Origin of the sequence: Sphingobium sp. JS3065, from assembly GCF_026427355.1 — a bacterium.
Taxonomy (GTDB): domain Bacteria; phylum Pseudomonadota; class Alphaproteobacteria; order Sphingomonadales; family Sphingomonadaceae; genus Sphingobium.
Window position 1 is genome coordinate 718141 of sequence record NZ_CP102665.1, and the last position, 19360, is coordinate 737500.

The window sequence follows — 19360 nt, forward strand, 5'->3', positions numbered from 1 at the left end:
GCGAGTGATCGAGTGCGGTCTTCTGTCAGGCCTTTGGTTGCGGCGTTTCAGAAGCCGCTGGCCGGTATGGTGATCTGCGGTTCGAGTCCAAATCTCGTTTTCGAGCTGGGATGCTCACGCCTCGTAACTGGTTTTCCCGAACCAGATCTGTTCGCTCATTTCGCCCATTCGGGTCGTCGCCTTCTCACACCCCCATCATCCGACGTTAGGTAAGCTTGTTGGCATGCCGATCATGCAACTGCTGCCTGCGCCGGAATTCTGTATTCATTACCATTTTTTATCAGGGCCCAAATCGTTCTGGCCATCTTGTTGGCGAGGGCAATTGCCACAAGCATTCTCGGTTTCCTGGCAAGCATATCTGCGAGCCAGGAATTTTCTGGAATCGATCTTCGACCCATCCAATTCAGACGGGACATTGCACCTATGATAAGCAGTCTGCGGATATCGGCCTGACCCGCTTTCGAAATACGTCCAAGGCGCTCCTTTCCGCCCGAGGAGAATTGTCGCGGGACAAGACCGAGCCAGGCCGCGAAGTCCCGCCCGCATCGGAAGCTCTCCATTGATGGGGCGAAGGCCTCGACCGCTAAGGCTGTTAAAGGGCCAACTCCCGGAATCGTCTGTAGCCGCTTGGCCGCGTCAGTTTCAGCCGCCAGCGCTTTGATCTTCTTTGTCCGTATATTGATACGCTCAGTTTTCTCAGCGATCTGTGCCAATAGATCTCGGCATTCCTCCCGCATCAAAACGGGCAAATCGCTGTTAAGCTCATCAAGAATGTCCGCAATCCTGCAGAGCTGATTTATGCCTTGGGGGACAACATGACCATATTCATAGAGCGCCGCCCTTACGGCATTGACCAGTTCCGTGCGTTGATGAACCAGCCGTTCTCTTCCGCGAAATAGAATCGCCCTGCTTTGCTGCTCTTCCGACTTTGGATCAACAAACCGCATCTCTGGTCGTTGAGCCGCAATTACGATCGCTTCAGCGTCAGCGGCATCATTTTTCTGTCGCTTCACGAACGGCTTAACATAGTGTGGTGCGATAAGTTTGACCTCGTGGCCAAGCCGGATCATTTCCCGGGCCCAATAATGCGCACTGCCACATGCTTCCATCACGATCACCGCCGACGGTTGCGCTGCCATAAATGCGGCGAAGGCTGAACGCGGAAGCTTTTTCCGAAACTTGGGTTCGCCTGTCATTGACGCTGCATGAAGCTGAAACACGGACTTTGCCAAGTCCACGCCGATCATTGTATCTTTTGACACGATTGCCGTCCTTTCCGCTCAGTGGTCCTAATTCCACTATCCTGGCACATCTCAGTGCCGTCTGGGGAGGGCGGCAACCACCCCATCTGGTTTCATGCGTTTCCCCTTCACCGCCCTTCCCTTGCTTGCGCTAGCCGCCTGCACGTCCGGGCCGGACTATCGCGGACCGGAAGCCGCCAGGCCCGCCACCCCCGGCGCGCAATTCGCGCGGGCGTCGGGCGATAGCGGCGCGCAAGCGCCCGCCGCCGCCGCATGGTGGACGACGCTGGGCGATCCCGTGCTCGATACGCTGGAAACCCGCGCGCTGGCCGCCAATCCCGGCGTGGCGGCGGCGGAAGCGCGGATGAGGCAGGCCCGCGCCTCGCTGCGTTCGGAACGTGCCAACGCCCTGCCCAGCACCAATGCTTCGGCCCTTTACGTCCATGCGACCGTGCCCGGCCTGGACCTCAACGATTCCGGCGACAGCGACCAGTCCGGCGGCGGCAGCGAGTCGCTGAACTTCTACAATCTGGGTTTCGACGCCAGTTGGGAGGCCGATCTGTGGGGCGGCAAGCGGCGGGGGGTGGAGGCGGCACGCGCCCAACTGGACGCGGCGCAGGCCGATGTCGCGGACGCGCAGGTCAGCCTGACCGCCGAAATCGCCCAGGCCTATGTCCATCTGCGCGACCGGCAGCAGCGCATCGCCCTGGCGCGGGACGCGCTCGCCCGCCAGCGGGAGATGCTGCGCCTGACCGAACAGCGCCATGCCCAGGGCACCGCCTCCGCGCTGGAGGTGGAACGGCAGCGCCATCTGGCCGAGCAGGCCGACGCCGCCCTTCCGCCCCTCGCCGCCGAACGGGACGGCTATCTGAACGCGCTGGCGACGCTCGCCGGGGAAGCGCCCGGCGCGCTGGACGGCATGCTCGCAGCCCCCTCCGCAGCCATCGTGCCGCTGCCCCCGGCACAGGTCGCGGTGGGCGACCCCGCAGAGCTGCTCAAGCGCCGCCCCGACGTGCGCGCCGCGGAACGCCGCTTCGCCGCCGCCACGGCAAAAATCGGCGTGGCGGAGGCCGCGCGCTTCCCCAGCCTCAGCTTCATGGGCCTGATCGGCATCGGCGGCACCAGTCCGGGCGATCTGGTCGATTTCGACAAGCTGGCCGCCATCGCCATGCCGCGCCTGAGCTGGAGCTTCCTGGATTTCGGCCGCAACGCCGCCCGCGTCGGGCAGGCCGAAGGAGCGCGGGATGAGGCGGCCGCGCACTATCGCCAGGCCGTCCTCGACGCCCTGCGCGACAGCGAAGACGCGCTTTCCCGCTTCGGAAACGGGCGGCTGAGCGTCGCCAGCGCGGCCCGGTCCAAGGCGTCGGCGGACCGCACCGCCGCACTGACCCGCCAGCGGTTCGAGGCGGGCGCCGCGACCCGCATCCAGCTTCTGGACGCGGAACGGCAGAGCCTGTCGGCGGCGCAGTCGCTCTCGCAGGCGACGGCGGCCATGACGGCGGACTATATCGCCCTGCAAAAGGCTCTTGGCCTGGGCTGGCGATAGGGGGACGGCGGCGCGCTACGGGATTTTCCCGGGGGTGAAGGGTGGAGCCGCCGAGAAGGGCAGCAGCGCCTCATAAACCCGCAGCGGCGGCTTGCCCTCCACCGGAACCCCGCACCGCATCAGAAAGGCATGGCGCACGATCTCCGCCTGCTGTTCCAGCCCATAGCGAAGGAAGGGACGGCCCGGCACGATCTCATAACCATAGCGGCAAAAGGGGTGGCGCATCAGCGGCAGATACCATCTGCCCCCGCGCTGCGCCTGCCAGACATGCGTCATCTCATGGATGAAATGCCCCTGGATATGCAGGGGGCTGTCGCAGAAATCCGTGCAGAACAGCCCGCCTTCCGGATGGAACCACAGGTCGCCGTCGGGCGCCATGGTGACGCCCCTGGGCTGAAACGGCCACCATTTGCGGTTATGCGCCCTGACGCGCCCATAATCGATCGCTTCACCGAAAACCGAGCGAGCCAGGGCGATTTCCGCCGATGTCAGCGGGCGGGCGGTCAATGCTGCTTATGATCCTCCGGCATGGCGGCGGAGGCTGGTCCGGGCGCGCCGGGCTTCTGGATGACGGCGTCGACCAGCAGGCGGTCGCCATTGGCGAGCAGGAATGTCAGCGTCATCTTGCCCCGGCCGATCGCCGTATCGTTGACGCCCCACAGCATCAGATGCTTGCCGCCGGGCGCGAAGGCGACCTTCGCCTTGGCGGGGATGGGCACGTTGTCGATGGGCTTCATCGTCATCTTGCCGCCCTCGCTCACGCTCTCATGCATTTCCACCTTCAGCGCATAATCGGTCAGCACGCCGCGCAGGGCCGTGTCCGCATCGCCGCCATGCGCGACGAAATAGCCGGAGGACGGCATGTCCTTGTTGGGGCTGAGCCGCACCCAGGCCTGGTCGATATAGGTGGGCGCGGGGTCGCCGCAGGCCGCCAGAATGAGGGGTGCAAGAAGGATAGGGACAAAATAAGCGCGCATGGACTATGGCCTTTGTGACTGTCTCGTTTCCGGTCGATTGACTTGCTAATGCGCGCAGCTTCTTGTGCCAAGCGAAAGCGCGCCTATATCCCATGCGCAAACGCCCTTGCCTTGGCGCTTTCGTGAGGTATGGGGCCGTCAACCGCTGAATGTGATTTGGGGTTCAAAGAGGAAAAGATGGCAAAAGTAATCGGTATCGACCTTGGCACCACCAATAGCTGCGTCGCCGTGATGGACGGCGGCAAGCCGAAGGTCATCGAAAATGCGGAAGGCGCGCGGACCACGCCGTCGATCGTCGCCTTCACCAAGGATGGCGAGCGCCTGATCGGCCAGCCCGCCAAGCGTCAGGCCGTGACCAACCCGGACAATACGGTTTTCGCGGTGAAGCGCCTGATCGGCCGCCGCTTCGACGACCCCATGACCAAGAAGGACATGGAACTCGTCCCCTATGAGATCGCCAAGGGTCCGAACGGCGACGCCTGGGTGCGGGCGGGCGGCAAGGATTATTCGCCTTCGCAGATTTCCGCCTTCACCCTGCAAAAGATGAAGGAAACCGCCGAAAGCTATCTGGGCGAGACGGTCACGCAGGCGGTCATCACCGTTCCGGCCTATTTCAACGACGCCCAGCGTCAGGCGACCAAGGACGCCGGCCAGATCGCCGGCCTGGAAGTGCTGCGCATCATCAACGAGCCGACCGCGGCGGCGCTGGCCTATGGTCTCGAGAAGCAGGACGGCAAGACCATCGCCGTCTATGACCTTGGCGGCGGCACCTTCGACATCTCCATCCTGGAGATCGGCGACGGCGTGTTCGAGGTGAAGTCGACCAATGGCGACACTTTCCTGGGCGGCGAGGATTTCGACGCCAAGCTGGTCGAGTTCCTGGCTTCGGGTTTCCAGAAGGAAGAGGGCATCGACCTCACCAAGGACAAGCTGGCGCTCCAGCGCCTGAAGGAAGCGGCGGAAAAGGCGAAGATCGAGCTGTCCTCCGCGCAGTCGACCGAAGTCAACCTGCCCTTCATCACCGCTGACCAGAATGGTCCCAAGCATCTGGTGAAGAATATCACCCGCGCCGATCTGGAACGGCTGGTGGCCGACCTCATCAAGCGGACGATGGAACCCTGCAAGAAGGCGCTGGCCGACGCTGGCGTCTCCGCGAGCGAGATCAGCGAAGTGGTGCTGGTCGGCGGCATGACCCGCATGCCCAAGGTGCGCGAGGCCGTGAAGGAATTCTTCGGCAAGGAACCGCATACCGGCGTGAATCCGGACGAAGTCGTCGCCATGGGCGCCGCCATCCAGGCGGGCGTGTTGCAGGGCGACGTCAAGGATGTGCTGCTGCTGGACGTCACGCCGCTGAGCCTCGGCATCGAGACGCTGGGCGGCGTATTCACCCGCATGATCGACCGCAACACCACCATCCCCGCCAAAAAGTCTCAGGTCTATTCGACCGCCGACGACAATCAGCAGGCGGTGACGATCCGCGTGTTCCAGGGCGAGCGTGAAATGGCGGCGGACAACAAGCTGCTGGGCCAGTTCGATCTGGTCGGCATCCCGCCCGCGCCGCGCGGCGTGCCGCAGATCGAGGTGACATTCGACATCGACGCCAACGGCCTGGTCAACGTCCATGCCAAGGACAAGGGCACGGGCAAGGAGCAGCAGATCCGCATCCAGGCGTCGGGCGGCCTGTCGGACGCCGACATCGACCAGATGGTCAAGGATGCGGAGCGCTTTGCCGAGGAAGACAAGAAGAAGCGGGAAGGCGCCGAGGCGAAGAACAATGCCGAGAGCCTGATCCACACCACCGAAGCGCAGCTTAACGAGCATGGCGACAAGGTTGAGCCAAGCCTGAAGTCGGAAATCGAAACCGCGATCGCCGCCACCAAATCGGCGGTCGAAGGCGGCGACGCCGAAGCCATGAAGGCCAAGGCGCAGGAACTCGCCACGGTCGCCATGAAGCTGGGCCAGGCGATCTATGAGAAGGAGCAGGCGGGTGCGGCTGCTCCGGGCGCGGACGCGCCGAAGGCGGACGACGATGTCGTCGACGCCGAATTCTCCGAAGTGGACGACAACAAGGCGTAAGCTGATGCGCTTCCCCCGTCATGGCTGTTCAAGGCATGACGGGGGATGGACGTTGCCGGGGGCGAGATGAGCACCGAAGTCGATTTTTACGAACTGCTCGAAGTCGAGCGCACGGCGGACGCAGCCGCGATCAAGAGCGCCTATCGCAAGCTGGCGATGAAATATCACCCCGACAAGAACGGGGGCTGCACCGACAGCGAGGCCAAGTTCAAGGCCGTTTCCGAAGCCTATGAATGCCTGAAAGACCCGCAAAAGCGCGCGGCCTATGACCGTTTCGGCCATGCGGCGTTCCAGAATGGCGGCGGCGGTTTCGGCGGCGGACGGGGCGGCGCGGGCGGCTTTTCCGATCTGGGCGATATTTTCGAGACGATCTTCGGTCAGGCGGCGGGCGGCTTCGGCGGCGGGCGGCAGGCCCAGCGGCGCGGCGCGGACCTGCGCTACGACATGGAAATCACGCTGGACGACGCCTATCACGGCAAGAAGACCGAGATCGAGATAGAGGTTTCGACCGCCTGTGAAAGCTGCGACGGGTCCGGCGCGCAACCGGGCACGGGCGTCAAGAGTTGCGGCACCTGCCATGGCCATGGCCAGGTGCGGGCGCAGCAGGGCTTCTTCGTGGTCGAACGCACCTGTCCGTCCTGCCATGGCGCGGGACAGGTGATCGAAAGCCCCTGCCGCTCCTGCCGGGGCGAGGGCCGGGTGGACAAGCCCAAGACCCTGTCCGTCAACATCCCCGCCGGTGTCGACGAAGGCACCCGCATCCGCCTGTCGGGCGAGGGCGAGGCCGGGGCGCGGGGCGCGCCAGCGGGCGACCTCTATATCTTCCTGCATGTGAAGCGCCATCCGATCTTCGAGCGGGACGGGACGACTTTGTTCGCCCGCGCTCCGGTCAGCATCACCACGGCGGCGCTGGGCGGGGTGATCGAAGTGCCCGGTCTCGACGGCCAGCGGCATGAGATCAAGATTCCCAGCGGCATCCAGTCGGGCAAGCAGATCCGCCAGCGCGGCGCGGGCATGCCGGTGCTGAACGGGCGCGGGCAAGGCGATCTGGTGATCCAGGTCGATGTCGAGACGCCGACCAAGCTGAGCGCCAAGCAACGGGAGCTGCTGGAGGCGTTTCGCGAAACCGAGACGGGCGAGGAATGCCCGCAGTCGACGGGATTCTTCAGCAAGCTCAAGGAATTGTGGGGGGATTGATGTCCCTCCGCTCCCTTCTCGCCCAGGCGTAGAAGGGAAATCCGCCCGCCATCAGCAGGAAGCTGGCCCCGCTCGGCACCAGCCCCGCACCCCATAATGTCCAAAGCGCATAGGCGAGGCCCAGCAACGCCGCGGGCACGACCAGCCGGAAACGTAGCGCCGCCAGCGCGCATCCGACATAGAGCCAGAGCGTAGCGGAGGTCGACAGCAGCGCCATCGCCGTGAACAGCGCGACCAGCCCCTGCAGGCTGTTGGCGATCAGCATCAGCGTTCCCAGAATGCAGGACAGCAGCAGCGCGCGCACGGGCGTGCCCCGCGCATCGGTCCCGGCCAGCCAGCGCGGCAACGCCCCGCCTCGCGCCATGGCGAGCGGTGCTTCGCCTTGCAGCAGCGTCCAGCCGTTGAGCGCGCCAAGGCAGGAGATGGTGGCGAAGGCGGCGATGAAATGCGCCGGGCCGGGCGACCAATAATGCGCGACGAAGGCAGCGAAGGGGGAACCGGACCGGCTCTCCGCCGCGGGCAGGGTCAGGGCTATGCCGGAACAGACCAGCAGGTAGATCAGCCCCGTCGCCGCCGTACCGATCAACGTGGCGCGGGGAATATTGCGGGCGGGATCGCGCACCTTGTCGGCGGCGACGCTGGCGGATTCGAAGCCGAGCAGCGCCCAAAGCGTCAACGCCGCCGAGGCGGTGATGCCCGCGCTGGTGAAGCCCTGGGCGGGGAAAGGGGCGACCTGCGCCCTGCCGCTGCCCAGCATCAGGGCGAGCAGGATGAACACCAGGCCGATCGGGATCAGCTTGAGCGCGGTGGTGGCGAGCTGGGCCATGCCCGCCGCCCGCGCACCGGTCAGGTTGACGCCGGTGGCGGCCCACAGGAAGGCGATGGAGACGATCGCGCCCAGTCCGGGGCGGTTGAGTCCGGGCACGATGCTGCTGAGATTGGCGGTGGCGGCGACCGCGATGGTGACGTTGGTGAAGATCACCGAAATCCAGTATATCCATCCGATCGCGAAACCGGCGAGCGGGCCGTAGGCGCGGGTGATGAACTGGGCGGTCCCCCCGGCATCGGGCATCAGCACCGTCAGCCGGGCGATGACATAGGCGAGAAGCAGCGATCCGGCGATGGTGAAGACCCACCCCGCCACGGCGTCCCAGCCATAGGGCGATAGCGATGCGGGCAGCAGGAATATGCCCGACCCGATCATATTGCCCATGACCAGCGCGATGCACGCGGCAAGGCCCAATGTGCGCGGGGTTCCGATGCTGCCGTGCCTTGCGGTCATGGCGGGATGCTATCCATACGGGCATGAATTGACCAGCCGGGATCGGGGAGAGAGGGGGTTTTGGGTGGAAGGCGGGCATCATTCCGTCATCCCAGCGAAAGCTGGGATCTCCGGCGATAGCGCACGGCCTAGCCTCACGAGATCCCAGCTTTCGCTGGGATGACGATTTATCGACGTCTGCTTCTGGCCAAAAACCGACAGGCCCTCTCCCGCAGCAGCAGTGCGAAAAACCGGAAATATGCTATGAGGATGGGCAAGAAGAGAGGGCATATGGCCGACCTTTCGATCCGTTCGCGGCAGGAAGAACAGATGGACGCGCCGGGCCTGGACCCGGCCGTCTATGAGCGCGTGCTGCACGACCTTGCGCGGGTCAACCGCTGGACGTTCACCGCCTGGCCGGCCATAGCCTTCCTGAACCGCGCCGTCGGTTCCGCCCGCCATTTCCGCCTGCTCGACGTCGGCTTCGGGGACGGCGACATATTGCGCGCCATCGCCCGCTGGGCCAGGAAACGCGGGATAGAGGCCGAACTGATCGGCGTCGACCTCAACGAAAAAAGCCTTGCCGCGGCCCGCCACGCCACGCCGCCGGACCTTCGCATCGACTATCGCGCCGGGGATTATCTCGACCAGCCGGAACGGTTCGACTTCATCATCTCCAGTCAGGTGACGCATCACATGACGGACGCGCAATTGATGACCTTCCTCCGCCATATGGAGGCGAATGCGCGCATGGGCTGGCTGATCTGCGACCTGCATCGTCACGGCTTCGCCCATTGGGGCTTTCCCTTGCTGGCCCGTTTGCTGCGCGTTCACCCCATCGTGCGGGAGGATGGCCGATTGTCCATCGCCCGCGCCTTCCGCCCCGGCGACTGGGCGCGGATTTTGCCGCAGGCGGGCATCGGCCTGGACCAGGTACGGATCATACGCCGCTTTGCCTTCCGCCTGTGCGTCGAGCGGATATGCGGGTGAGCAGAGCGGCCTGCACGCCCAACTCCGGCATCCAGCGCAGCAACTGCATCAACAGCCCACGTCCCGTCGGCCCTGCCGCGCCATGGCGCAGCGCTTCCGCCACCGCCAGCGGGCGGAAGCTGCGGCGGCGCATCCGCGCTTGCCAGCCGACCGCCGCATCCGCCCCGCCGTTCAGATAGGCCTGCGCGGCGCTGACCCCGCTGCCGAGCGCGATGGCGATCCCGTCCCCGGCCAGCGAGGCGATCACCGCACCCTGATCCCCGATGCGGAAGATACCCGGCGACGTGGACTTGGCCCGCCAGCCATAGGGCACGCCCGCCACCGCCTCGAAAGACGGCAGGATGCCGCCGCCCACCCGCTCGGCCAGACGCGGCGCCTCCGCCATGATCTCCGTCATCAGCGCCGCCACGCCGCCCGCCAGCCGCTCCCGGTCGACGGACAGGCAGAGATTGGCCGTGCCATCCTCCTGCAACAGCAGCCCCGCATAACCCCCATCGAACAGATGCAGCTCGATCGCCCCGGCCAGATCGCGGGATCTGGCCGCATCGACGGGCAACACCGCCCGCAGCCCGGCCGAAGGCGGCTCCTTGCGTCCATCCAGTTCGCGTGAAAGCCCCCGCAACTCATGCTTGCCGGTCGCCAGGAACAGGGCCTCCCCCGTCCATTCGCCGCCATCGTCGAAGCGAACCGCCCTGCCCGCCGGATCGGCGGCCCGCACCGCCCGCCCCCGCATGACGACCGCCCCAGCCTCCCCCGCAAGCCCGATCAGCGCTTCATCCAGCACGCGCCGCGACAGCCCCGCCGCGCGATGCGGCAGGGCCAGTTCCACATGCCGGTCGCCCGCCAGCAGCCGCAACCGCCCGATCGGCCGCGCACCCAGGGCAAAGGCATCCACGCCCAGCCCTCGCAATTCCGCCAGCGCATCCCAGCCCAGAAAGCCGCCGCAGACCGCATCATGCGGCCCGGCATTCCGATCGGCCAGGTGCGCCCGGACACCCGCCCGCGCCAATGTGATCGCCGCCGCCGCGCCCGCCGGCCCGCCGCCGACGATCAGCGCCGCGACGTCCCGCATCAGGCGATCCCTTCGAACCGGAATCCTTCCGCCGCCACCCCCGGCCCGAAGGCCAACGCCACCCCGCGCCGCGCCCGGGGCAGCATGTCGCCCAGGATGAACATCAGCGTGGAGGAGGACATGTTGCCGAAGCGCGCCAGCACGCTCCGCGACCGCGCCAGCGCAGCCCCGTCCAGCCCCAGCCCATGTTCGACCGCATCCAGGATCGACCGCCCGCCCGCATGCACGGCCCAATCGTCGATCAGGGCGGGATCGTCGCCGCCCAGCATGCGCCGCCTGACCTCCGCATCGCCCAGCGCCGCCTGGATGCGCCCCGGCACCTCGCCCGACAGATGCATGACAAAGCCGCTGTCGCCGATGTCCCAGCGTATCAGGTCCGCCGAATCCGTCAGGTTGAACGAAAAGGGCCGGTCGATCGCCACGCCGCGCCCCGCCGCCGTCACCAGCGCCGCCGCCGCGCCGTCCGCGAACTGGAGCATCATCAGCAACCGCTCGATCTGCCGCTCCGGCTGGAAATGAAGGGAGGACAGTTCGACCGTGACCACCAGCACCCGCGCCTCCGGCTCCGACCGGACGATATGCCGCGCCGTGCGCAGCGCCGCCACCGCCGCATAGCAGCCCATGAAGCCCACCAGCGTCCGCTCGACCCCCTCCAGCCCCAGCCGTTCGGCAATGATCTGGTCGATCCCCGGCGCGACGAAGCCGGTGCAACTGGCCACCACCAGATGGCTGATCGGACCGAGCGCGACCTGTTCCTGCAACCGCGCTATCGCCTCCAGCGCCAGTGCCGGGGCATAATCCGCATAATGCCGCATCCTGCGCGAAGTCGGCGGCATCTCCCCCGCATAGAAGCCGCCCGGATCGACGGGGGAACCGCCCTCCACCGTCAGCGGCAGCGCGCACCAGCGATGGTCGATGCCCGACCGTTCCGCCATGCGCAGGAAAAGCTGCCTCTCGCGCGGGTCGTCCAGTTGCCGGGCGGCCCATTGGATGAAGGGAGCGTGCATGTCCTGCGCGGGCACGGCGCAGCCGATGGCATTGATGCGGGCATGCGTTTCAGTCATCGGGTCGCCTTGATTGCGGTCTCGCACGAAACGCCCCATCATGGGAAAGGATCAGTTTCAGGGAATAGGCTATTTACCCCCTCAAATCTCCACCTGCGATCCCAATTCCACCACCCGGTTCGTCGGCAGCTTGAAGAAATCCATCGGCGTCACCGCGTTGCGCATCATCCAGGCGAACAGCTTTTCGCGCCAGATCGCCATGCCGGGTTTTTCCGACGCGATCAGGGTCTGGCGGCTGAGGAAATAGCTGGTCTGGCTGACGTTGATCGGCCCGCCGCAGCCGTCCACCGCCTTCATCGCGGCGGGAATGTCGACCTCCTCCATGAAGCCGTGGCGCAGCACCACGCGGTAGAATCCGGCACCCAGGTCGCTCACCTCGGCCCGCCCCGTCAGCGGCAGATGCGGCACCCCCTCCGTCCGCACGGTCAGGATGATGACCCGCTCGTGCAGCACCTTGTTATGCTTCACATTGTGCAACAGCGCGGGCGGCACCCCCTCGACGCGGGAATTGAGGAAGATCGCCGTCCCCGACACGCGCTTCAGGGAGGCGGAGACGGACTGGATGAACAGCTCCACATCCATCGCGCCTTCCATCAGATAGAAGTTCATGATCTTCCGGCCCGCCGACCATGTGGTCAGCACGATGAACACCACCGCCGCCATCAGCAGCGGGAACCAGCCGCCATCGGGAATCTTGGTCGCGTTGGACAGGAAATAGACGCCGTCGACGATCAGGAACAACCCCATGGCCGATCCGGCGAGCAACCGGTTCCAGCGCCACACGCTGAAGGTCAGCACCCCCATCATGCAGGTGGTGATGAACATGGTGCCGGTGACCGTGATGCCATAGGCCGCCGCCAGATTGCTGGACGACTGGAAGCCCAGCACCAGGATCACGACCAGGACCAACAGCAGCCAGTTGACCAGCGGCACATAGATCTGCCCCGCCGCCGAAGCGCTGGTATGCGAGATCTTGAGCCGCGGCAGGAAGCCAAGCTGCACAGCCTGCTGCGTCACGGAAAAGGCGCCGGAAATCACCGCCTGGCTGGCGATGATCGTCGCCACCGTCGCCAATATCACCAGCGGCAGCCGCGCCCATTCCGGCGCCAGCAGGAAAAAGGGATTTGCCGCCGCTTCGGGCAAGTCCAGCAGCAGCGCGCCCTGGCCCATATAGTTGAGCAGCAGGCAGGGAAAGGCGGCATAGAGCCATGCGATGCTGATAGCCTTGCGCCCGAAATGTCCCATGTCCGCGTAGAGCGCCTCCGCCCCCGTCACCGCCAGCACGACCGACCCCAGCGCCAGGAAGGCGAGCTTCGCGTCCAGCGCGAAGAAGTGGATGGCCCACATCGGATTGACGATGGCGACGATGTCCGGATGCCGGACGATGTTGAGGATGCCCAGCGTCGCCAGCACCAGGAAATAGACCGCCATCACCGGCCCGAACAGCGCACCGACGCGGGCCGTGCCATGTTTCTGGATCAGGAACAGCCCGATCAGGATCAGGATGGCGATGGGCAGGACGAACGGCGCGAAACCGTCGTTCACCGTCTTCAGCCCCTCGACCGCCGACAGCACGGAAACGGCCGGGGTGATGATGGCGTCGCCATAAAATAACGCCGCCGCCAGCACGCCCAATATGGCGATCGCCGGTGTCCAGCGGCTCTCCCCCAGCTTGCGTAAGATCAGCGCGAGCAGCGCCATGCTGCCGCCCTCGCCATGATTGTCGGCACGCATGACGATGAACACATATTTGACCGTGACGATCAGCGTCATCGTCCAGAAGACCAGGGACAGCACGCCGTAGATATGCGGGGGGTCGACCGTCAGCGGATGATGACCGACGAAGCTTTCCTTCAGCGCGTAGAGCGGGGACGTGCCGATATCGCCGAACACCACGCCCAGCGCACCCAACGCCAGCAGAGGCAGCTTTTCCTGCGGATGGTGCCCCATCCCCTCGCTCGCTCGTTCCGTCATCCGTCGCGCCACCCGCTATTGTCGGGTAGCCCATCGCACAAAGTCGCATGATATTACCAGTGGAGCTTTGCGCGACGGGCATGGAATTCGTACAGGGAAGCCGAAAATCCCGCCAAAGGCCGAAATTAGGGAAATATGCGGGATAAACCCTGTGATCGGGATAAAATTGATTGGCCCTTGCATGGATTAAACGATCCTGTTCCCGTTATGATTTCCAATAATTCCTTAAATAGGTGAAATTATGATTTTATCGACATCTGTCCTGTATCTTTTACCGATGCCACCGCTCTTGCATAATGGCATATCTATGCTATCTGTTCATCATCAAGAACATGGACATTGTAGGCGTTCTTGACTGAGAGACCGACGCGCTCCCGCTTACCGGGGAGCATATGCATGGATCTCAACCAACTTTATTCCGAACATCAGATCGCGTTGATGCGCGCCGCTGACGCAGTGAGCGATTCGGCCCGGCGCAGGCATGTATGTGCCGCCGGCGTCATCGGCGGCAAAATCTTCGACCTGCTCACTTCGAAAAACGCGGATGCGGCGGCGGGTTGGCTGCCCTGGCGGGATCAGTTTGGCGGCGCGGCGGGGGTTGTTCCGGCATGACGATGGATGCGGCCGCGCGGGATGAAAATCTCTCCTGAACCGGCCCCCCATCGCCTCCGGCGGCAGATCGCGATCCATGGCGCAATCGATCCGCGCACCGGAATTTTGCTTTTTCCTCCATCTATGCTATCAACATCCTGCTGAACGTCGCGTTTTGACGGATATAGGGCCGCTTCGGCTCTCCTTTGTCCCCATATTGCCTCTTTTAAGCCGGGATACGCGAATGGTCGCGTTCCCAGGACATGCGACAAGGAGACCGAGCATGATCACCGGAACAGTCAAATTTTTCAACGCCGACAAGGGCTATGGCTTCATTGCGCCCGAAGACGGCAGCGATGATGCGTTCGTGCATATTTCCGCCGTGGAACGCGCGGGCATGCGTACGCTCGAAAAGGAACAGCGCGTTTCCTATGAGTTGGAGAAGGACAAGCGCGGCAAGATGTCCGCGATCAACCTTCAGTCAGCGTAAAACCGCCGGGCGCGGCCTGCAGGCTATATCGTCATTCAGAAGATGACGTGTCGAGCCGAAGGCCAGCGAAGGTAAAAAAAATGGCGGTTTTTCGCGACCTTCGAAACGAGGCCCATGTCTCGTTTCGACGCCGCATATTCAAAATATGCGAGCAGCGGAAACGCGAAAAACCGCCATTTTCAGGCTCCCCCTTGCCGAGCCTATGCCCGCAATGGAGCATGCATCCACAAAATGCGGCCTCTCATTGATCCTGCCGGTGAAAAGGCGGACGGGGATAGCCCGCCCGAAGTCAAGCCGAGGGGCAATCGACAAGCAATTGATAATAGAATGCGGCAAAAAGCCGCGAGGATTGAATATGAATATCGTTACCCAAATCAGCAAAGATGAGGCCATGCGCCTGCCATTCGGCACGGAGCGCAAACAACCTTACGCCGCTGCCCGTTCCGCCACGCTTTCGACGAATGAGTTGAAGCGGATCGTCGCAGCCATGCTTGGCTGATCATCATGAGCCGGCGGCATTTCACTGCCGGCTCCACCCATCAGAGTTAGGAACGTCAATGAGCCGACAAGCAATCCGCCCCTATTTGATTACAAAGGATGAGGATGGCACTTTCCGGCTCACTATTCGGGAAACGCGGTATAATTCTCAGGGCTACCCGCTCGTGACCTCCCACATGCATGAGGAGACGTTCAAGTCCGCCACTGCTGTGCGAAACTTTGCCCGTGATGCGTTCAAGGCCGAGCCTGGGGATTACGCGACCAAGTGAATTGTCGCGGTTCGGCATGCGCAAAGCTTGAACTGGCGCAATCATCACCTGGCGTTGCGAGACGAGTGGCGCTCCGCGGCGCTATCCTTGCACGGTAGCTCCGAAGGAAGAAATGCTATGTTGGCCACTCTCGACGATGGCTCCGCAATCCCCATAGAACTGATCGGCGCGGCGGATCTTCCCGACGGAGGAAGATTGCACCTTTGGCGCCGGGGCGATGATTATTCGATCCGCTTCGGGGATAATGAACTGATGGGCAATCAGGTCCGTCATTCGGAAGAGGCGCTCGCCACTCTCGCATGCAGCCGCCTGAAAGATCGGCACGGCCAAATTCTTATCGGCGGGTTGGGCATGGGATTCACCCTCGGCGCAGCCCTGCGGTCCTTGCCCTCCACAGCGGCCGTCACCGTCGCAGAACTCGTCCCGGAAATTGTGAAATGGGCGGATGGCCCTTTGTCGCATCTGTTCCAGGATTATCTGACGGACCCCCGCGTGACGGTTGAAATGGCCGATGTGCATGACGTGATCGCGCGCGGAAAGTCGGCGTTCGACGCCATCCTGCTGGACGTCGACAATGGACCCGACGGGTTGATCCATCTGGCGAATGAACGCCTTTATTGCAATTGGGGGCTGCGTGCCGCCCACGCGGCGTTGAAGCCGAACGGCCTGTTGGCGATCTGGTCAGCCTACACCGATGACGATTTTGTCGTCCGCCTCAAAAACGCCGGTTTCGATGTGGAAGAGGTGAGCGTGGCAGCGCTCGTCGATGGGGAGGATGTGATTCACACCATCTGGCTGGCTTCAAAGCAACAATGACGGTCAGAGGCCCTTCGCTTTCCATTCGCACAAATCGATAGGGTGACCTATGTACCTCCGCAGGTACGAGGTCACCGGCATCTGGATTATTGAGCCAGAATTCGCGAAAAGGCATCCAAGCGGCAGGCGTTCGTCGCATGAGCCTGCTCCGGCATGGCGGCGCCCTCACTCCTTCATCCTGGCCCCTGGCGGCCGCATTCGGCTGGAACTTATGACCGTCCTATCGCAACCACCCAAAGCGCTCTCCAGAATCCAGCAGAACTGGCTCGCCGCCAAAGAGCGCCGGCTGTTGAACTGGCTGTGCGCCCATATGCCGGCCCAGGTGACGCCGGATGTGCTGACGGCGACCGGAATGGTGGGCGCCGTCATGATCTTCGCCGGCTATGCAGCAAGCAACGCAGATCCTGCATGGCTGCTGATCGCCATAATCGGCTATGTCGTGCAGTGGTTCGGGGACTCCATGGACGGCAGTCTGGCGCGCTTCCGCCAGATCGAGCGTCCCTCCTACGGCTATTTTATCGATCATAGCTGCGACGGACTGGCGACGCTGCTGATCTTGGCGGGTATCGGCCTCAGCCCCTACGTGACCATGGATGTGGCCCTGATCGCCTTGGCCGGATATCTCCTGCTATCGATCCATGCTTTTCTGTCCGCCCGGGTATTGGGCGAATTCAAGCTGTCCTATCTGTCGGCCGGCCCCACGGAACTTAGGATCATGCTTATTGCACTTACCGTCATGATGATGATGCTGGGCGCCGGTCCTGGTCTCTTCGGAGTCTGGTCGGGCTTCGATCTGTTCGTCGGTGGCGTCGGCTCCATCCTGATCCTGCTGTTTGTCGGGCAGACCTGGGTGACTGGCCAGAGGCTCGCGCAGATCGATGGCGAAACACTGGACGCGAAAAATTGATGATCGCGTCATTTTCGCATTCCGCCGCCGAGACGGTCGGCGATCGCTACCCGATCGGACGCCCTGTGATCGAGGCGTGGAAAGCTCGACGCCTGCTGCATCCCTGAAGACCAGGGTAGCCAGTATACAAGCGAGCGGTTCCAGCGGCCCATGGCATCCCCTGTTGGATGAGCAGGTCCGGCAATGTCCGGGATAATGCTGCCACGGAAAGCCTCTTCTCATCCCCGAGACCGAAAGGATGGCAACCCCACGCCTATGGCCTCCGGTCTCCGATCGAGCTGGACCCCTTTTCGTCGCTCCTGGCGGCGTGATTGTCGTATTGAGGCGCGCTCTGCACACCGATTTCCTGTCATGCAGGCGCAGTTCGGGCTTCAAGCCATGCAAGGCGCTGGAAATTATAGACCAGGTTGGCCATACCGATCTTGATCCTGGCGCGAGTGATGCCGATGGTGCGGACGACCAGGCCCATACGGTGCTTTTGCCCGGCAAAGACGTGCTCGACGGCAGCGCGGACCTTTGAGCGTTTTGCGTTGGCCTTGGCGATCCGTTCGGGTAGCGGCCGACGGGGCAGTCGCTTCTGGTGGATATTGCTGGTGAACATGCCCTTGGCGAGGAATGCCTCATTCTTCTTCGATCGATAGGCAGTATCGGCCCAAACGCCGGAGGCGGTGTTCTCCTTGCTGATCAGATCGGGCAGTCGCGCGCCATCATGGGCATTGGCGGCGCTCGCAGGCGCGTCGGACGTGATGGGTCCGCGCGCGCAGGCGGCGTTTGGGTGGATATGTTGGGAATGGAACGAGCAAAGGCCCAGTCTTTGCGGGACTGGGCCTTTTGCGGTGCGTTGTTTTGTGATTGGGTTTTTATTTCAAAGCGCGAGCTTCAATGCCTGGCGACGCCCTACTCTTCCGGGGCTTGAGCCACAGTACCATCGGCGCAGACTGGTTTCACGGCCGAGTTCGGGATGGGATCGGGTGGGTCACAGACGCTATGGTCACCAAGCAATGAAGCTTGCGCTTTGGGTTTTTCGATGCCGTGCACGTTTTGCTATGTGTGTTTGTTATCTGGCATGAGCTTATCACCACGCTCGATGGCTGACGCTGGGTTTTATTCCAGTGTTGTCATTGATGGTGGGACTCTCAGGCGCGATCAGAGCAATTAGGACCGGTTAGCTTCATATGTTACCACACTTCCACATCCGGCCTATCAAGGTCGTGGTCTACGACCGCTCGAAGAAATCTTATCTTGAGGGAGGCTTCCCGCTTAGATGCTTTCAGCGGTTATCCCGTCCATACATAGCTACCCTGCTGCGCCGTTGGCACGACGACAGGTACACCAGAGGTATGTTCAACCCGGTCCTCTCGTACTAGGGTCAACTCCTCTCAAATTTCGACGCCCACGGCAGATAGGGACCAAACTGTCTCGCGACGTTCTGAACCCAGCTCACGTACCACTTTAATTGGCGAACAGCCAAACCCTTGGGACCTGCTCCAGCCCCAGGATGTGATGAGCCGACATCGAGGTGCCAAACGATTCCGTCGATATGAGCTCTTGGGAATCATCAGCCTGTTATCCCCGGCGTACCTTTTATCCGTTGAGCGATGGCCCTTCCACGAGGGACCACCGGATCACTATGACCGACTTTCGTCTCTGCTCGACTTGTCAGTCTCGCAGTCAGGCGGGCTTATGCCATTGCACTCTAACAGACGGTTTCCAACCGTCCTGAGCCCACCATCGCGCGCCTCCGTTACTCTTTAGGAGGCGACCGCCCCAGTCAAACTACCCGCCACAGAGGGTCCCTGCACCGGATAACGGTGCGAGGTTAGACATCAGAAAACAACAGGGTGGTATTTCACCTATGGCTCCACCGGAACTGGCGTCCCGGCTTCAAAGCCTCCCACCTATGCTACACAGTTCTTTCCTAATGCCACTCTGAAGCTGCAGTAAAGGTGCACGGGGTCTTTCCGTCTAACCGCGGGTACTCCGCATCTTCACGGAGAATTCAATTTCGCTGAGCATATCCTGGAGACAGTGGGGAAGTCGTTACGCCATTCGTGCAGGTCGGAACTTACCCGACAAGGAATTTCGCTACCTTAGGACCGTTATAGTTACGGCCGCCGTTTACCTGGGCTTCAATTCAGTGCTTGCACACCTCCTCTTAACCTTCAGGCACCGGGCAGGCGTCAGGCCCTATACGTCGTCTTGAAGCCGACTTAGCAGAGCCCTGTGTTTTTGCTAAACAGTCGCTACCCCCTGGCCTGTGCCCCCCACAAAAAGTTGCCTTCATGTGGGGCCTCCTTCTTCCGAAGGTACGGAGGCAATTTGCCGAGTTCCTTCAGGATACTTCTCTCAAACGCCTTGGTATACTCTACCATTCCACCTGTGTCGGTTTAG

At 62.9% G+C, this 19360-nt stretch carries 16 protein-coding genes, 2 rRNA genes and 1 pseudogene (1 of these 19 cut by a window edge); 9 read left to right on the top strand and 10 right to left on the bottom strand.

All coding sequences use genetic code 11. The features are described from left to right. Positions 1-230 precede the first annotated feature (230 nt). On the bottom strand, positions 231-1262 hold the full coding sequence (locus NUH86_RS20680) for an IS110 family transposase (RefSeq protein WP_139139481.1): 1032 nt from the start codon (positions 1260-1262) through the stop codon (positions 231-233). A gap of 94 nt (positions 1263-1356) precedes the next feature. Here NUH86_RS20680 and NUH86_RS20685 point away from each other — a divergent pair, with 94 nt between their 5' ends. Beyond that, positions 1357-2787 (top strand): efflux transporter outer membrane subunit, encoded by a 1431-nt coding sequence (locus NUH86_RS20685; RefSeq protein ID WP_267252369.1) that lies wholly within the window; start codon positions 1357-1359, stop codon positions 2785-2787. A gap of 15 nt (positions 2788-2802) precedes the next feature. Here the strand turns inward: NUH86_RS20685 and NUH86_RS20690 are convergent, their stop codons facing one another. Both NUH86_RS20690 and NUH86_RS20695 read right to left on the bottom strand, forming a co-directional pair. After that, positions 2803-3294 carry a vgr related protein gene (locus NUH86_RS20690; protein WP_267252370.1) on the bottom strand — a complete coding sequence of 164 codons (492 nt, stop codon included), beginning with the start codon at positions 3292-3294 and terminating at the stop codon, positions 2803-2805. Beyond that, positions 3291-3764, bottom strand: a complete 474-nt coding sequence (locus tag NUH86_RS20695) for a copper chaperone PCu(A)C (protein ID WP_267252372.1) — start codon at positions 3762-3764, stop codon at positions 3291-3293. The genes NUH86_RS20690 and NUH86_RS20695 overlap by 4 nt, the downstream gene beginning before the upstream one ends. Positions 3765-3941: 177 nt before the next feature. Between NUH86_RS20695 and dnaK the strand changes: the two genes are divergently transcribed. Both dnaK and dnaJ read left to right on the top strand, forming a co-directional pair. Then, complete coding sequence (gene dnaK / locus NUH86_RS20700) at positions 3942-5840, top strand: molecular chaperone DnaK (RefSeq protein WP_267252374.1); 1899 nt, start codon at positions 3942-3944, stop codon at positions 5838-5840. 66 nt (positions 5841-5906) lie between these two features. Next, the gene (gene dnaJ / locus NUH86_RS20705; RefSeq protein ID WP_267252375.1) at positions 5907-7037 is read left to right on the top strand and encodes a molecular chaperone DnaJ; all 1131 of its coding nucleotides are present in this window, start codon (positions 5907-5909) and stop codon (positions 7035-7037) included. On the opposite strand, the gene NUH86_RS20710 is transcribed toward dnaJ, so the two are convergent. Then, positions 7015-8319, bottom strand: coding sequence for an amino acid permease (locus tag NUH86_RS20710; protein ID WP_267252376.1), 1305 nt, complete (start codon positions 8317-8319; stop codon positions 7015-7017). The two genes, dnaJ and NUH86_RS20710, sit on opposite strands and share 23 nt — an antisense overlap. Positions 8320-8589: 270 nt before the next feature. Between NUH86_RS20710 and NUH86_RS20715 the strand changes: the two genes are divergently transcribed. After that, positions 8590-9288 (top strand): methyltransferase domain-containing protein, encoded by a 699-nt coding sequence (locus tag NUH86_RS20715; RefSeq protein ID WP_267252377.1) that lies wholly within the window; start codon positions 8590-8592, stop codon positions 9286-9288. Here NUH86_RS20715 and NUH86_RS20720 read toward each other — a convergent pair. The 3 genes from NUH86_RS20720 to NUH86_RS20730 all read right to left on the bottom strand — a co-directional run bounded on the left by NUH86_RS20720 (position 9239) and on the right by NUH86_RS20730 (position 13374). After that, positions 9239-10360, bottom strand: a complete 1122-nt coding sequence (locus tag NUH86_RS20720) for an NAD(P)/FAD-dependent oxidoreductase (protein ID WP_267252378.1) — start codon at positions 10358-10360, stop codon at positions 9239-9241. The genes NUH86_RS20715 and NUH86_RS20720 overlap by 50 nt on opposite strands. Then, positions 10360-11424 (bottom strand): type III polyketide synthase, encoded by a 1065-nt coding sequence (locus tag NUH86_RS20725; RefSeq protein WP_267252379.1) that lies wholly within the window; start codon positions 11422-11424, stop codon positions 10360-10362. The genes NUH86_RS20720 and NUH86_RS20725 overlap by 1 nt, the downstream gene beginning before the upstream one ends. 81 nt (positions 11425-11505) lie before the next feature. Beyond that, positions 11506-13374: a potassium transporter Kup gene (locus NUH86_RS20730; protein WP_267253017.1), complete on the bottom strand. Its 1869-nt coding sequence runs from the start codon at positions 13372-13374 to the stop codon at positions 11506-11508. 420 nt (positions 13375-13794) lie between these two features. Here NUH86_RS20730 and NUH86_RS20735 point away from each other — a divergent pair, with 420 nt between their 5' ends. The 5 genes from NUH86_RS20735 to NUH86_RS20755 all read left to right on the top strand — a co-directional run bounded on the left by NUH86_RS20735 (position 13795) and on the right by NUH86_RS20755 (position 16969). Beyond that, the gene (locus NUH86_RS20735) at positions 13795-14010 is read left to right on the top strand and encodes a hypothetical protein (protein WP_267252380.1); all 216 of its coding nucleotides are present in this window, start codon (positions 13795-13797) and stop codon (positions 14008-14010) included. A 262-nt stretch (positions 14011-14272) separates the two neighbouring features. Continuing rightward, positions 14273-14479: a cold-shock protein gene (locus NUH86_RS20740; RefSeq protein ID WP_267252381.1), complete on the top strand. Its 207-nt coding sequence runs from the start codon at positions 14273-14275 to the stop codon at positions 14477-14479. Positions 14480-14834: 355 nt separating this feature from the next. Then, positions 14835-14978: a hypothetical protein gene (locus NUH86_RS20745; protein ID WP_267252382.1), complete on the top strand. Its 144-nt coding sequence runs from the start codon at positions 14835-14837 to the stop codon at positions 14976-14978. Positions 14979-15363: 385 nt separating this feature from the next. Continuing rightward, a complete protein-coding gene (locus NUH86_RS20750; RefSeq protein WP_267252383.1) occupies positions 15364-16062 on the top strand; it encodes a spermidine synthase in 699 nt (232 codons plus the stop codon). 211 nt (positions 16063-16273) lie between these two features. Next, complete coding sequence (locus NUH86_RS20755) at positions 16274-16969, top strand: CDP-alcohol phosphatidyltransferase family protein (RefSeq protein WP_267252384.1); 696 nt, start codon at positions 16274-16276, stop codon at positions 16967-16969. 349 nt (positions 16970-17318) lie between these two features. On the opposite strand, the pseudogene NUH86_RS20765 reads toward NUH86_RS20755, so the two are convergent. The 3 genes and pseudogenes from NUH86_RS20765 to NUH86_RS20775 form a co-directional block, all read right to left on the bottom strand. After that, positions 17319-17699: pseudogene (locus NUH86_RS20765) on the bottom strand (transposase); the annotation flags it as partial. Positions 17700-17853: 154 nt separating this feature from the next. Beyond that, positions 17854-17968 (bottom strand): 5S ribosomal RNA (gene rrf, locus NUH86_RS20770). A 136-nt stretch (positions 17969-18104) separates the two neighbouring features. Beyond that, a 23S ribosomal RNA gene (locus NUH86_RS20775) occupies positions 18105-19360 on the bottom strand (it continues 1540 nt past the right edge of the window).